Here is a 14,539-nt window from a genome sequence, read left to right on the forward strand (position 1 = left end):
TATTAACGGTCACCCGCAAGGATTGTGTTGCGGTACAGGGGTGTTATCGCTGTTACAATTCAGAGGCGACTTTTTTTAGAACGGGGAAAATTACAATGCGATCCAAACAGCACGTTGACGAACTACTCAAAGCAGCAAAGATTCTCGCGGTCGCCGAAGGCGAAACCGTATTGGCTTACCTGATCGAGATGGCTGTTCTGCAGAATGCGCAGAACCTTGCGGAAACCCGCAAACCGGCTGCTACGTCAAAAGCCGCTTAAGCAGCCGCCGCCATAGACCATAACTCGTCAACGCTCTCTGCGCGCAAATTAAGCGAATCCGCGATTGCCAGAAGCGTTGGCGACAGTCTGTCAAAACTGGTGCTGTATTCCCATTCGATCTGAACTTCGTCTTTCACCGGGCCTTCTGGCAATGCGGCGATTGCTGTTGTTACGCTGGCAAGCGAGAAACCATTGCGCACCAGCGTTAAGCGAAGCTGCCGAGGCGTAATTGAAGGCATCCGAGCGCGAAGCTCTTCAGCAGTCGGGGCAGGCGGCTCAACGTAATTGGCAATCGGAAAGTCTGGATGAGCAAGCACCCATTCCTTAAGGATTGGAGACAAACCATAAGGATCGGATGCCCGGTAAATGTGAGTGGCGTCATACGTCTCGCCATCACGGTCGGTCAGATTGACTTCGCATGAATAGGTTTCCCCATGCGCGTCAATCGCTTCAATCGAATACACTTCGTTTAGTGAATTGGTTGCTGGTTTGATAGGTGCCGGAACATCCGGCAATATGATTTCTTCTGTCATTAACTTACCCTTTGAAAGATGCCGAAACGGTCACCGGATACGGTATAGCCGCCACGATGACGCCACGTTCCAGCCAATGCTGTTCCAGACGAATCGTTGGTGTATGCAGTCGTTCCGCTGATACGAATGGTGTTGAACGTGTTGAGGTCGGGCCTATTCACCATACTCACAAAGATGATGTGACCGAGCGGATAGTTCGTTTCGGTGGTCGTGTTGCCCGTATGAATTTTTGCAAACGAGCTTGGACCATCACCGCCAAGAGCGTTCGAGTTACCAGCCGATCCGGTGATGTTAAGCGACCATGTGCCACCATTGTTTGTGACGAGGGCAGAGCCGTTTGACGTGACTTGTGAAGCGAGGTTGAGAATTTTGGTGGTCTTATTGTAATTCCAAACTGTGCCGCCACCGCTGTTTCCATCATACCAACCGGTGCTATCTGTGTTCCCATACAAATAGACACCACCTGTAGTCGTGAAGGTCTTTTCACCAGTGGACGTGTTCCAAGAAATACTCCCTTGGAACTGGTCACCAGCACGATTGAACGGGGTGTAACCGAGACGTGCCGGGATGTTTGTGTAATAAGCTGCGTTCTGGTTATTCAGCGCTTGTGAGTTGCCAGTGATGTTGATGTTCCATGTTCCGCCATCGTTTTTCACGCGAGCGTTCAGAGCATCATATAGCGAGGCGCCGTGGGCAGCTTCCATGCCAAGTTTGAATGTGACATTGCCATCGACTTGCATACGTGCGTCACCAGCACCAACTGCACCAGTCGAGAAGATACCGTTGCCCAGAACGTTACCATCGGTCTTGATGAAACCCTGTACCCAGAACTCGCCATCAGAAACACGATAGCCAGCCGATCGAACCAATGTGCCAGATGAGTCATACAGGTTGGTGATCAGGCGCTCTTCTGGACCAAAATAATGGGCAGCACGCGGTGTTCCTGAAGAGTTTTTCCACCAATAGACCGAGTTCGAAGATGCGTTGGCAGCTTGGTTATGAATGCCGCCAGAATATCCGGTGATATTCCCGGTGACATCAAGCTGACCAGTTGCCGAAGCGTTGCCATTGACACGAAATGGGAGACCGACTGTGCGTATATACGTGCCGTCCGAGCCGATATTGTTAGTCCCATTGGAACCGAAGAACAAATAGCCAGTCGTCGCATCACGCGACAGGTTTGCATCTTGTGCCGAAATTTGACCGGTTGAACTACGTGCTACAAGAGTGGAGTTGGATTTGGCTTCACTCGCATGATAGCCATCGGTCGTATCAGCAGCCAGACCAGAACCCGCACCGCCGTTGCCAGCGTGCCAAATCTTATTGTTGTTCACTGTCGGATCGTTGCCGAGGCCTGAAAAGTTAAATGTGGCACCCGATTCCGTGGAAAGCAAAATGACCTTTGTATTCGCGTCGGCATAGCCAATGTAGCCAACGCGATTGGCGTTCGCCAAGTGGAAAGCAAGATAGCCTGATCTGTTTGCTTCGCCGGTCGCGACTACCGAATAACCGTCGCTACCACCTCGAACCGTGACGGGTGATGTGAACGTCTTACCGCCCATGAAAGTTGGCAATCGAACGTCCGGAACCGTACCGGTTGAAATATTCGATCCGTTTAAACCAGTGATGCTGGAACCGTTTCCGGACAACGCGGCAAAAGTGGTGTTGCCAGTGAATTTGGCATCATGAATTTCGTTGCTGATGATCTGAAAGCTTGTCCCGTTGTAAGCCACTTCGATCAGCTGACCGGCTTTGATCTGACCAGCCGTCAATGCCACGCCGTGCTGTGAAAGGATGCTCTTCGGTCCAAGGCTATTGATATTCAAGCTACATGCGCCGGTATTGTCCGTGTGGGCGTAGAACCTGATGACGACGCCTTTCGCGTACGATTCTGGCGCTGCGCCGTATGTGAGCAGATATGCCGATCCGTTGCCGGTCGTGGTCACCAAAGCGTTGCCTTGGACGTAGGCGCGCTTTACGGCACCACGGATAGCGCGAATTGTAGGGGCAATCGTAGAGGGCGCATATCCGCCTTGCACGCCGTTCGGTGAAGGATTGCTGTTGCTGGCGTCAAGTTCAGCCCAATCGCTGGAAATAATGTCTGTCATTGTGGCTTTGTCGCCCTCTTATTATTGGTTCATCGGGCCTTTCACCCCGTTTGGATTATTGGTCATCGGTAAGTCTGGCATCGCGAAGATATTCGTTGATTGCCGCCGCAAGCGCGTTGTCTGGCGTATTTACAGCGAGCGATTTCAGCTTACCAACATGAGCTTTCAAACCACCTTTTTGCATCTCTGCCTTGCCGACATTCGCCAGCCAGTTCACGGTTTCCGGGTTCTGCAACAGCTTCACGCGGCTTCCTTGGCGCATCATTCGAGACGTGCCGCCGATAGCGCCTTTGGCTGCACCGGCAAGCATACCGGTCGCAGCCGCACCACCAGTCGCCAATGAGCTTCCAACACCAAGGGCGGTTGCCATGATGTTGTTGCGACTAAACGGGTCCATGCTTTCTAAAACGGACTTATGGTTTTGGGTGTTCGAATGGTTGGCGCTCTTCTTGTAGGTCTGGAAATCCTTGGCGAGACGGCTCAAGGTGTCGAGGTCTTTGCGGTAGCCAGCATTCTTGGTGCCCTTGAACAGGGCGTCCTTGGCTTCCGGCGACACGCTCTTTGACCACTGATTGAGGAAAAGCGTCGGATTGAAAACGTCTTCGCCGTCAACTTTGGTGGTGCCGAGACGTTCGGTAAAGCCGGATACAACTTGATCCCACGCTTCCTTTCCGCCTTCCGAGCGCTCAACAATGCGCCGGGTCTGTGCGATTCGATTGCCGCCATTCTTCTGGCTTGCCATTGCCCAACCATAGATGTCGTCGCCATTCTTCTTCAAGATGGTGTCGGCAACCGAACCCTTCCCAAAACGATCTTCGGAGACCATGCGGCGGTAATTCGCGTTTGCCTTCCTAAACGCCTGAAGTGCATCGGGACCATTCACGGACGCGGTCTTCTCCATGTCGGCTGTGAGCGCGGCACGGAGACCGTTAAGCTGACCTTGAAGCACCCTGTCATCGGTGCCTTCTGCCAGCTGTGCGATATGGGTCCGCATCTGTTTCAGCTTCTCAAATGGCATGCCTTTGCCCGCATCTTCGACAATGGCTTGTGCCTGACTGATAACGGAATCGGTTTGACTGCCGCGTGTCAGCTTGTCGAATTCGCCAAAACCGGCGCGTTCGTCGGCAAGGCTCTTCAAGAATGAGGCTGTGTTGTCGGCAACGGCGGGGCTGGTGATCTTCTCGCCGATCTGATCGTAAAGTTGGTTAGAGCGAGCGGTTGCAGCGTCTTTCGCCATCTGCGCTTGCTTCTTCAGAGCTTCGCCAGCTTCGGCTACCGTCAACGGTCGGCTGGAAATACCATCAACAACGCGAGAAAACTCGTTTGCCTGCGCTCTGGACGCGTCTTCGATGCGAGCCTGAATTTCGTGCCCGGTGCGTGTTGGGATGAGGGCATTTTCAAGCAAAGCTGTGCGCTGATTGCCGGAAACGAGGCCTGCCGTGGGTTCGACGCCGATCTTTTGCCAGTCCTCAACGCGACGTGCGACCTTTGCCGGATCGTCGGGAAGACCGACAACGCTGGCTTTGTATGCGTCGGTGCCTGGGATAAATCGTTTGCCTGCTTGCAAGCCTTTGCCAATCAGCATGCCCGCGCCTTCACCAGCTGCACCAAGGGCGGCGGTTTGAGCGGCATCGACCAGCTGTTCTTTGCCGGTGCGGGTGTCTTCGTTGCCAAAAAGGTAATTGAGACCGCGCTGTGTGACTTCGCGACCAGCTGCCGAACCAATGCCCGCGCCCGTCATTGCACCGACAACGGTTCCATAGCCAGCGCCTCCAATTGCGCCCGCTGCCGTGCCTGGACCGGGAACGACTGAACCTGCAACCGCACCAGTACCGGCACCAGTGCCAGCACCAAGAAATGCGCCAAGGAGACCGCCACCAGCGCCAAATGCAGTTTCTGCGATTTCGGGCGCTGCTGATGCCCAATCACCGCCGGAAAACGGCAACCAATTTGGCTGGTTATAACGGCGTGTTTTGCCCTTTTCGTCGGTATAGATGAAGTTATTTTCCGGGTCTTCCGGATCGGCGATTGCATCAGGATAGTGCTTGCGAAGGGCATTCAACCTATCGGACTGTTTATCCAAAGAGCCAACCTGCATGCGGATCATAGCCGGCGCATCGTCGCTGGCATCAATGTCAGCTACGCGAGGACCAGCGTCACTGAAGATATCGGCGGCAACGGCATCGCGCTCCATCGCCTTCTTCATCCAATCGGGAACCTGTTGGGTAGCCTTATCTCGCTCGATTGCTCTGCGCTGCCATTCTTCCATGTAGTCAAATATTCCTATGCAAAGTATCCGCCAAGCCCGCCAAGACTGCCTTTCTTTTTCTTGAGCGGTAGCGCCGAAGGCATCATTGTCGTGGGCATCAGGGTAAATTCTACAGGCGTGTTTTGTCGCCCGCGACCAGCTGAAGCCTGTATTTGGGTATTTAGCTGCTGGTCGCTTTCCATCAGGGCTTTAGCAAAGTCACCGATACCGGAAGCGGCATTGCCAAACTTGCCGGACTCGATGCCGAGAATTTCCTTCGGCGGCTGCGGAATCTGCACATTGCTTTTTGTGATGCGATTCCAAGCATCGACCAGAATGCCGTTGTTTGATTTCGGCTCTGTCTTGGTGTTCGCGGCGAGGGCGACTGACTGGAATTCAGACGGTGGTGATGCCGGTGCCGAGACGGCGGGATTTCCACCAGCAGCGAGAACTTCGGCGATCACATCGGGTTTGCCCGATGGAGCGCCATTATAGGCATTGCGAAGCCATGGCGCTGCATTGTCTCCGGAGCCGTTTTTGCCCCATACGCCGGGATTACCCATGCCGATGTGCATACTGCCTTTCGACATGTAGCCATCGCCAGCACCGAAACCGGTGATCCCGTTCGCCTTACCGTTGCGGACAATCTCTTCGAAAATTGGCACGTCATCCGGGTTGGACCAATCGAGCTTTCGGTCACCCCGAAAAAAATGAACGTCTGCCGCGCCGCCATGATCGTGACGGGTGGAACCAACGCGAGCGCCGCCTTCGTCTTTGCCGGGTTGACCACCGCTAAACACTTCAGCGGTGATGCCCATTTTTTCGAGATAGCCAAGCCGTTTCAAAAGGTCTTCGGAAAGCTGCTGATTTCTGGTCGCGCCCTGATTGGCGTAGCGGATGTAATTGACCATCAGCGCTTCGTCCGCATGGTCCCGACAGGATCGCCAGCGAAACGATAGGTCGCACCAGCCGGAAGTTTGTTGTATTCCGCTTCAGAGCCGACAACGACAGCATTATCTGCGGAAGGCTGAACGCTGCCAGTGGTATCTGGCGATGTATTGCCGCCACCGCGAGCCTCACGGAATTCCGTAAACGGATCGGGGAGGGCGTTGATTTCTTTTTCGGCATCCTGCCACCTACCGAACAGCGGGTCTTCCGAGTCATAGACGCGGTTGGCGATTTCAGCGGCTTTGACCTTGTTTTGCTCGATTGCGGTCGTGGTGCGGGCAATGAGGGCGTTGCCTTCAGGCGTGTTCGCCATAGACGGCAGCGCTTTCAAGAACTGGTTGGCATCGAAGTCGGATGTGGCACCGGAACCGGGAACGCGCATTTGCGGTGCGACGGCTGAAACCATGGCTTCAAACGCCTGAATTTCGTCCATTCCGACGACATCGACGCCGACAGCTTGTGCCCAAGGACCAACGGTCTTTTTGATTTCAGCCCATTTGCCGGTGCCGATATTTTTGCTCAATTCAGCCATGCGACCGACGTTGTTGGTCAGTTCTGATGACTTCAAACCCTGCTCTTGATAGCCAGCAAACCGCTCGGCGGCTTTTTCAGCGGATTTGCCGAAGAACTTGTTGTCCGGTTGAGCGACACCAGCTTGTTTCAAGAGAAGTTCGTTTTCACGGAAAGCCGGGTTGGCGTTGCTGTACTCAAAGTCTTTTTGCGACGCCGTCTTTTGAGAATTTGCGCCCACAGCGGTGCCGAGCGATTCTGCCCGTTTAGTATCGAAGAGGCCGCCTGCATACCCATCCGCCAGACGATATGAGCCGTCTTCTCCAATAACCATGCCTTCAGCAGCTGCCGTCTGAGACAATTTCTGGATCATACCGAGCGTGTCGCGGGCACCAGCATCATCACCAGACTGAACCTGATACTCGAAGATTTTCTGTAGCTGTTCGATGGAATATCCGTTTTGTCCATTAGGAGACCCGATGGAACTGGCGAATTGTACCGCCGTTTGCGCCTGTTGCATCTTAGCATTGTTGGCGTTCGAAGCCGTTCGGGCGTTCATGGTGTCTGATGAATTCTCAAGAGACTTATTGTAACCGACAACGCCAGAACCGATGCCCTGACCAAGCGACGAAAGAAAATTGCTTGGCTGTACGCTTGGTCCTGCGGCGCTCATTAAACCAGCCCCACCCAAAAGCAGAGCTTGGGCAAGCGCCTGCTTTTTCGTGTCGTCTTCTGGAAGGAACTGCGAAAGAAAATTCTGCTTTTCCTTGGCGGCGGGATTAACCACCGCTTCGAGGTCGTTGCCGTCTGTGGGCTTCTTCTTTTTCGGATTCAGGAAGTCAAAGACGCCCATTATGCTGCACTCCTGATCAGTTCATCAATTTTGATGTGCTTCTTGCCTACGAATTCGATGACAGCGCCGGTCTTCGTCTCGACTTCCTGCGCAACGGGACCAACCCAAATTTTCTGGTCAGGATCGGCGCAATATGAGAATTCGTAGATGGACAGGGTGTCGCCACTGGTGAGCGGCATTTCGCCGACAATCCTATGTAGAACCTTCGTGGTCGCATCGCAGAGAGCGAACAGACCAGCCAGCGACGATAGACCGCCAAGAACCTGACCCGCCGTGTTCGAATAAACCGGCGTCGTGGTGTTGCTGTAGCCGCCACCGTTCAACATGTTGATCATGTTCTGGATATTCTGGATTGGCTGCTGTTCCTTGCGATCCCATGCGTTGATGGCTGACTGCAATTCGAGGTCGGAGCGCTGATCCTTTTGACCGCCAACACCAGCCAGCATTTGCGACGGCAAGAAGTTGTTTTGGTAGATCGAACCCGCCTGACCAGCCGCATCGAGCTTTTGCCCATTCACGGTGTTCTGATTGCTCAACTGCGAATTGGCAGCATTCATGCGCTGATCATTCATGCCGAGCATGTTGGCGATGTTGGATTGGTACGATGAATTCTGAAGGTTCAAACCCTGAAGTTGATAATCGCGGTTGGCGTTGAACTGGCTGTTCATCGCGTTGGCAGCATTGTAGTTCTGTGTCTGCTGGCTGTTCGCGAGGTCACCATAGAGACCCTGACCGGCAAGGCGCTGGCTTTGCTGGCTGTCGAGGATGTTGGCGTAGTTCGAATTTCCGGCGAGGCGTGCAGCCTGTTGGCTATCGTTCATTGCACCCAACTGGCTGGCAGCGTTCAAGCGGCTATTCTGTTGGTCCTGCGCCATCGATCCGTACAGCTGGGTGCCCTGCAACCGCTGTTGGTTTTGCGAGTTCTGAAGATCGCCATACAGAGCGGTGCCAGCCTGTCGTGACTGTTGCTGTGCCTGACTGGTCTGCGAAAGGTTTGCATTGGCATTCATCGCGTTTTGCGTGTCTTGGTTGGCGAACTGCCCATATTGGTTTGCGGCTGACATTTGGTTCTGCCGGTCCACATTGAACTGGTTGGCGTACATTTCAGTCGAGACTTTGCCCATTTCGTTGGCGGCGGTTTGCTCTGCCGAGTTCCGGGCATTAGCAAAAGCGTTTGAACCCATCCTGCCCATAGAGGCAGCCTGACTATCGATGCCGGGGTTTGTGACGTTCTTCAGCTTGTTGGCAATTGCGTCGGTTTGGTTAGACACCATGGCATCAAGCGCTGTGTTCTTGCCCATGTTCGCGCCACTGGCAGTATCGCGTAGGTAATCCATCGCGGGATTGTTGCTGTTTTGAAGCTGTTGTGCCTGCAACTGCTGAAAACCAGACCCGGCGTTTACAAACTGGTTATAGTTTTGCGCCTGACCAACAGCCGAGTTCTGGAAATTGCCAAGGTTTTGTGCCTGTTGTGCAGCCGGGTTCGTATAACCCAACATCGACTGGATATTGCCGATTGCCGAGTTGGTGTAATTCCCCAAACCTTGTGCAGCCTGCGCAGCACCATTGGTATAGTTGGCATTGCCAGCCGCTTGGGCGAGGGCGGGGTTCTGGAAATTCTGATTGTACTGACCCGGTGCCGAAGGGGTGTTCCCACTGGCGATTTGCGCCGCCATGGCGTTCGTCGGGTTGGTGCCGAGCGACGTTCCGTTCTGAAGCTGTGAAAGGGTCTGGTTAGCCTGCGTATTGCCGTTCTGTGTCAGGACACCATTCAGGGCGTTGCTGGCATTGTTCAGGACTGCTGTACCGGTACCGTTGCGGGCGAGGGCTTCAGCCTGTTTCTGGGCATCGAGCGTTGCCTGCGACTGGTCGGCGATAGTCTTTCCGCCATATGGCTTTGGAGCGCCCGCATTGAACAGGTCGTTCGCTTTTTTATACTGTTCAAGCAAATATGGCTTGGCACCATCCCACGGCTCAACTTTTGATGTGGTTTCCTTCGGTGTACTTGGCATTAATTAAGCTCCTTTTCGAAGTCTTCTTGTTTTTGTTTGAAGCCATTTCGCAGTAGGAAACGGTGAAATTCCTTTCGTGGCTGACCGGTGATTTTGGTGATACCAAGCGTCTTGCAGAAATCGCAGAACACCAAATGAGCGCGCATAATTTCGCGTAGGCTACCGTTCTTCTTGCCTCCCAAAAGCAATACATTGGCGAAACGTTCGTCGTCGAATTCGCCCAATTGCAAAACACAAGCGGCGTTTTCAGTGGTCAACAAATGCCATTCGTTTGTTTGAAGATTGAGTAGCAATTCAGCTTCGTTGAATACGTCTGGCATGTATGCGATTGCTGACATAAGCCAGTCGCGAACACGCTGATATTCGTTCTCAGAAAACCCCAAGTTCATAGTCAGACACCGAACAGGGCGTAATCAAACGTCCTGCCCGCCGCACCGGCAATATGACCGATGACGAAAGAACCATTGGCAATTGAACTGATAAAATAAACGGATGCCGCCGCATTGGCATTGCGTGGCTGTAGAATGACAGCGCTTCGCGAATTGACTTTCGGATTGTTAACCGTGGTGGTCGTGCCAGTCGAAAGCGTTGCCGAACCCACGTTATCAAAGGTGGAAACGACTTGATTTAGTACGTCTGCGACAAGGCGCGAATTGGTGTGATCGTGTACGAATTGCATGACTTATTTAGTGTCAGCAATCGTTTTGCGGTTACCGTCTACCGGCTGTTTTACCGTCTACCTGAAGCGAGAATGCGCGTGTCCAGTTGCCGCCGATAGTCATTTTAAACCGCTGGTACCGGCTGCTTGACCGGAAGTACGCGAACCCCGTTTCGGCGTTACATTCTTCCAATTCGGACCATGCAATGTCTGAATTTTGTAGTGACTTTGTGCCAACAGAAATACGCGCTGTGCCGTCGCCTTCGAATAGCGGTCTGGCTGCACTTACAATAGCAATGTCTGCGTTCGTCTCATTCGGGAACATGCGCGATAGTTGAAATTCCGGCGTTTCAACGCTCAATTCAAGCGGCGGTCCAGAGAACGAATAAATCCTGCCGGTGCTATCCATACCCCAAAGCATGGCTTTGCCTCCAGACCAGATTGGGTCATCGAATGAAGCCGGGACACCGTCGAACGAAACAAATTCATCCAGCTGGTCGATTGTCCAAGGCAGGCTCATGCTATTGAAAATGAAGTGAGTGGTTGCGTCGGCTGTCGTCCATTCGCCTGTCGTATAATTGAAAATCAGCATCACGTCGGGTTTGCCAGAAACAGCATTCTTTGACAGATACTGCCACGTTACGAGGGTTTCACGCGGATCGACTGCGACGGTCATCAAGCTGGATTGGGTGCTGTCAAAAGTCTCCAAAAACCACTTATCGATTTTGCCGTTGCCGATAGGCTGAAGCTGACCGCCCTGAAGCATGTAGAAGCCCGAATCCGATAGAAAGAAGTGCTTCGATTCAACCGTGACAATGCTTTGTGGCACTGAACAGCCAAGGCCCGTCACCCTGTCCGTGAAGGAAAAAACGTACGGTGCGCCAATATACTGCATTTGCACAATGCCGCGCTGAAGGATGACGTAGCAGCTGTCATCAGCAACAATGCCTTGCACAGCGCCGAAACCTTGGATGTCCTGAAAATCTGACTGTGTAGCGGGTGAGGGCGAAAAGTCACTTGGACTCTCGATTCCGGACCATCGGACGCGGTAGGGCACAGCACCGTCCAAGGCATCATAGGTGTTGCCGAGGATGACAAAGCCTTTGTGAGTGTTGATATGCCTGCCTTTAACCAGTGTGGTCAGATCGGCAAACTTCACGTCTGTATTCATGTCTATGAGTTGCGGATTGTCGCTGTAGTTGGTCCAGACGGAAAGCGAACCGTATTCAACGGTTTTCCATGTCTCTGTGCCAGTCGTGAGATAGCCGCCTGTTTTGCTGATATCCAACCACTGGCGGTTTGCCGGGTTGAGCTTCATCAGCTTGGTTGCGTTTCCAGCATACACTTTCGCGTTGCCAAGCTTATCCTGACCGACTGCGCTACCCAATGGCATGGAAGTCATTGACGTATTTGAATAAAGGCTTGCTGACTTCAGGGGGAAGAACGTGACCTGACCTGGACCAGCGCCAAGACCGGGCGAACAGTTATGCGCCCGAACGAGACCGGGATTGTTCAGCGCCGGTAGATCGGGCGTGAAGCTGGTGAAGGGAACATCGATCACCATGAAGAAGCACCCATGATAATGGTGCCGGTGACGCGCCCGCGACGGTCGTCTTCTGCAACGATGCTCAAAGCCTCATTGAGCGCCGCCTGTTCGATCTGCACGCCTTCCGGGTCTTTGGTCCATTCATAGAAGGACTTCAGCACGGCGGCGATATAGACATTGGGGAACCGTTCAAACAGCCAGTTCGATTGGGTCGCGGTCAAATCCGGAAATGCGGATGAATATTGAAAGCCGATGGAGCTATCAGGCGATCCAACAAAGACAATGCTGTTGCCGTCGCGATAATATCCAACCTCGTTTTCCTGCAATACCGCGTTCATCGGCGCAATGGGGCGATACGTGATGCCAGCGCTGCCGGTGATGGTGCGGATTTCGCGGAAATCCGAAGGCAGCGTTGCCCTGTTCGCGGCGACATTAAGGGTCACGGTCTTTTCAGCAAGGTAATGCTTCACGATTGTCCGGAGAGAAGACTCGGCGCGTGTGATGAAGGCTGCAATCGGCGCGTCTGTGCGGATGGTGTATGAGTCGATTTGCTCAATGAATTCGTCGTAGGTCATATTAGAGACTCCACGTCGATGTGCGGAGCTTCGAATAGTCGCTGTCGTTCAGGCGTCTGCGCAGCGCTTGCTTGTCGTCAATGATGCCTTCACGTTGCCATTGCCAATACAGTTGGCTTGGAATGCTGGCTTGCTTGACCAAGTTTCCGTGCGAGCCGGTCGCGTTGAAATCGGCGGCTTCAGCAGCGTTTGCATCAAACAGCGTTTGCAGGTCGGGCGATGACCAACGCATGTGCAGCTTGTCGCCTTCACGGTGCATGTAAAACGTAATTCCGGACTCTTCCGTCCATGAAACAGTCTGTCCATCCGGCACCAAACAGCCAGCGTTAAATTCGTCCATTCCTTTCATCCATTTTGTCTCGTTCGTGTATTTAGCGAACCGACAAAAAAAGAGCGCCCTTTCGAGCGCCCTTGAGTTATTCCCTGAAGTTGGTGTTATCAGCCGTTCAGGTCAGCTACCTTGCCGTTGCCAGCTTCATTGAGGCATTCAAGCGTCAATTCGGTGATCAGCTGGAACTTGTCAGAGTCACCAGTCTTGGCGAGATTGACCTTCTCCATCGAACGAACAACAGCCTGATTCCAAAGCGAAGGATCAAAGCCGATGACGGTCGTTGCCGACATGAAGCGGTGCGGGAGGATATCGACGGTGCCGAAGTCCGAAACGTAGACATCGACGCTCTGGTGAACGGTCTTGTCCTTTGCCTGCTGTTGCTTCTGACCGCCACCAACAAAGGTGGAAATCTTCGACTTCAGCGTGCCCGGTGCGATGACCTTCTTCGGATCACCACCGGCATTCCAGATGCCCTGAAGCATGTTGATAAACATAGCTTCGGTAAGAGGGCGTGCCGTGCCAGCGGTTACCGCGCCGACAGCGCCGCCAGTATAACCAGCCGTCGCGCCGGTTGCGCCGTGATTGGAGTTGGTCTTAATCCAAGCTTCTGCACCACCGAGCTTGCGAGCGCCGGTCGCGACTGAAGGATTGGCAGACACAAGAGCGGCTTCAAGGTCACGTTTCAATTCTTTGCCCGCCTTCGCGATCTGGCGAGCGAGTTCGTCACTGGTGCCAGCCGTCGAAACAGCCTGAAGGGTGCCGCTGACTACCCCAACCTTTGAAAAAATCTGTGCCTGATTGGCGAGACGAACCGGACCAGCAAGCGTTGCGTCGGATGCATCAGCACCTTCGACTGCGGCATTGTCCTTGTTCGGAGCGGCAAGCGTGTCCTGAAGCCATTCATGCTTCGTAGCGGTTGCCTTGGTCTTGCCGATGGCGGAAACGAACGGGGTTTCCTCAGGCGAGATCATGGACACGATAGATGCGAGGTCTTCTTTGACGTGTGAGACTGCAGTAGTAATAAGTGTGGGCATTTTTGCCTTCTCCTTAAAGTAGATTCTTGATTAGAGCCGCCGCATCTGCAACGGAACGTGAGTTGTTGAACTTTTCGAAAGTCGCCCGATCATGATCGGTCTTCCGTGAAGTTTCCTTCTGCGAAAGAATTGGCTTCTTGCTGATCTTCTCGACAACTGCCGGAATGCTCTTTTGGGCTTTCTGTGCCTGAACATTCTGATAAAGGATGTCGATAATTCGATGATCGCTGATGCCGCGAATTTCATTTTCCGAAAAACCGGTATCGATCAGATATTGAGTGATATCGCCAAACACTTCATTTGATTTGGCAGCATCCTTCAGTTCTGGATACTTCTCGTAAAAACGTGCGCTGGATTCCTGAAGTGCGGCTTTATGCTGCTCGGCTTCGTATTCGGATGCCTTCTGTTTAAGATGCATTTCCGTTTCGTAAAGCTGGCGAACTGCATTTTCACGTTTCTCCCAAATCGCCTTTTGACGGACGTATTCACCGGGATCGTTTTCAGCAAGGAAATCAAAATCCGGAACTTCAGCCATACGAAATTCAATGGAGACTTGCTGTTTCAGGGTTTCGAGGTTTTCGAGTGCCTGAGTGCGAAGCTGATTGATATCGCGCTGGTTTTCCTGATAGTGTTTACGCTGTTCTGCAATCTCTTGCGTCTTTCGCGTATAATCCTGCTGTCGCAGATAGCTATTGCGGATTTCAGTTAGGGAAATCTGGTTCCCGTCGATATCGACAAATTGCTCTTCTGGTGTTTCGACAACGTCTTCGGTCGTCGGTTCGTTTTCAACATGCTCTTCCGTTTGCTCTACCGAGTCTTCAGGCAAGTCGTTCATTTTGGCAATTAGATTTGCCGCTTCATTAACGTCTAATGCAGTTCCCGATTCTGGGATTGTTGCTTCATCTTCCATTACTTTCTGTGAA

At 53.0% G+C, this 14,539-nt stretch carries 14 protein-coding genes; 1 reads left to right on the forward strand and 13 read right to left on the reverse strand.

Annotation, left to right across the window (positions count from 1 at the left end):
• Window positions 1–95: 95 nt before the first annotated feature.
• Window positions 96–260 (forward strand): hypothetical protein, encoded by a 165-nt coding sequence (locus PYR65_RS12965; protein WP_276118279.1) that lies wholly within the window; start codon window positions 96–98, stop codon window positions 258–260.
• Here the strand turns inward: PYR65_RS12965 and PYR65_RS12970 are convergent.
• The 13 genes from PYR65_RS12970 to PYR65_RS13030 all read right to left on the reverse strand — a co-directional run bounded on the left by PYR65_RS12970 (window position 257) and on the right by PYR65_RS13030 (window position 14,526).
• Complete coding sequence (locus PYR65_RS12970) at window positions 257–793, reverse strand: hypothetical protein (RefSeq protein WP_276118280.1); 537 nt, start codon at window positions 791–793, stop codon at window positions 257–259. The genes PYR65_RS12965 and PYR65_RS12970 overlap by 4 nt on opposite strands.
• On the reverse strand, window positions 793–2,901 hold the full coding sequence (locus PYR65_RS12975; protein ID WP_276118281.1) for a hypothetical protein: 2,109 nt from the start codon (window positions 2,899–2,901) through the stop codon (window positions 793–795). The genes PYR65_RS12970 and PYR65_RS12975 overlap by 1 nt, the downstream gene beginning before the upstream one ends.
• Before the next feature lie 55 nt (window positions 2,902–2,956).
• Window positions 2,957–5,170, reverse strand: a complete 2,214-nt coding sequence (locus PYR65_RS12980) for a hypothetical protein (RefSeq protein ID WP_276118282.1) — start codon at window positions 5,168–5,170, stop codon at window positions 2,957–2,959.
• Window positions 5,171–5,184: 14 nt separating this feature from the next.
• On the reverse strand, window positions 5,185–6,060 hold the full coding sequence (locus tag PYR65_RS12985) for a hypothetical protein (RefSeq protein WP_276118283.1): 876 nt from the start codon (window positions 6,058–6,060) through the stop codon (window positions 5,185–5,187).
• Window positions 6,060–7,460 (reverse strand): hypothetical protein, encoded by a 1,401-nt coding sequence (locus PYR65_RS12990; protein ID WP_276118284.1) that lies wholly within the window; start codon window positions 7,458–7,460, stop codon window positions 6,060–6,062. Before PYR65_RS12990 ends, PYR65_RS12985 begins: the two co-directional genes overlap by 1 nt.
• Window positions 7,460–9,472 (reverse strand): hypothetical protein, encoded by a 2,013-nt coding sequence (locus PYR65_RS12995; RefSeq protein WP_276118285.1) that lies wholly within the window; start codon window positions 9,470–9,472, stop codon window positions 7,460–7,462. Before PYR65_RS12995 ends, PYR65_RS12990 begins: the two co-directional genes overlap by 1 nt.
• Complete coding sequence (locus tag PYR65_RS13000; RefSeq protein ID WP_276118286.1) at window positions 9,472–9,792, reverse strand: hypothetical protein; 321 nt, start codon at window positions 9,790–9,792, stop codon at window positions 9,472–9,474. The genes PYR65_RS12995 and PYR65_RS13000 overlap by 1 nt, the downstream gene beginning before the upstream one ends.
• 71 nt (window positions 9,793–9,863) lie before the next feature.
• Window positions 9,864–10,151, reverse strand: coding sequence for a hypothetical protein (locus tag PYR65_RS13005; RefSeq protein WP_276118287.1), 288 nt, complete (start codon window positions 10,149–10,151; stop codon window positions 9,864–9,866).
• A 31-nt stretch (window positions 10,152–10,182) separates the two neighbouring features.
• A complete protein-coding gene (locus PYR65_RS13010; protein WP_276118288.1) occupies window positions 10,183–11,694 on the reverse strand; it encodes a hypothetical protein in 1,512 nt (503 codons plus the stop codon).
• The gene (locus tag PYR65_RS13015; protein WP_276118289.1) at window positions 11,688–12,251 is read right to left on the reverse strand and encodes a phage adaptor protein; all 564 of its coding nucleotides are present in this window, start codon (window positions 12,249–12,251) and stop codon (window positions 11,688–11,690) included. The genes PYR65_RS13010 and PYR65_RS13015 overlap by 7 nt, the downstream gene beginning before the upstream one ends.
• Before the next feature lies 1 nt (window position 12,252).
• Complete coding sequence (locus tag PYR65_RS13020) at window positions 12,253–12,591, reverse strand: hypothetical protein (RefSeq protein ID WP_276118290.1); 339 nt, start codon at window positions 12,589–12,591, stop codon at window positions 12,253–12,255.
• 98 nt (window positions 12,592–12,689) lie between these two features.
• On the reverse strand, window positions 12,690–13,616 hold the full coding sequence (locus PYR65_RS13025) for a DUF5309 domain-containing protein (protein WP_276118291.1): 927 nt from the start codon (window positions 13,614–13,616) through the stop codon (window positions 12,690–12,692).
• Window positions 13,617–13,629: 13 nt separating this feature from the next.
• Window positions 13,630–14,526: a hypothetical protein gene (locus tag PYR65_RS13030; RefSeq protein ID WP_276118292.1), complete on the reverse strand. Its 897-nt coding sequence runs from the start codon at window positions 14,524–14,526 to the stop codon at window positions 13,630–13,632.
• Window positions 14,527–14,539 lie beyond the last annotated feature (13 nt).

The sequence above is a fragment of the Pararhizobium qamdonense genome (assembly GCF_029277445.1).
Lineage (GTDB): Bacteria > Pseudomonadota > Alphaproteobacteria > Rhizobiales > Rhizobiaceae > Pararhizobium > Pararhizobium qamdonense.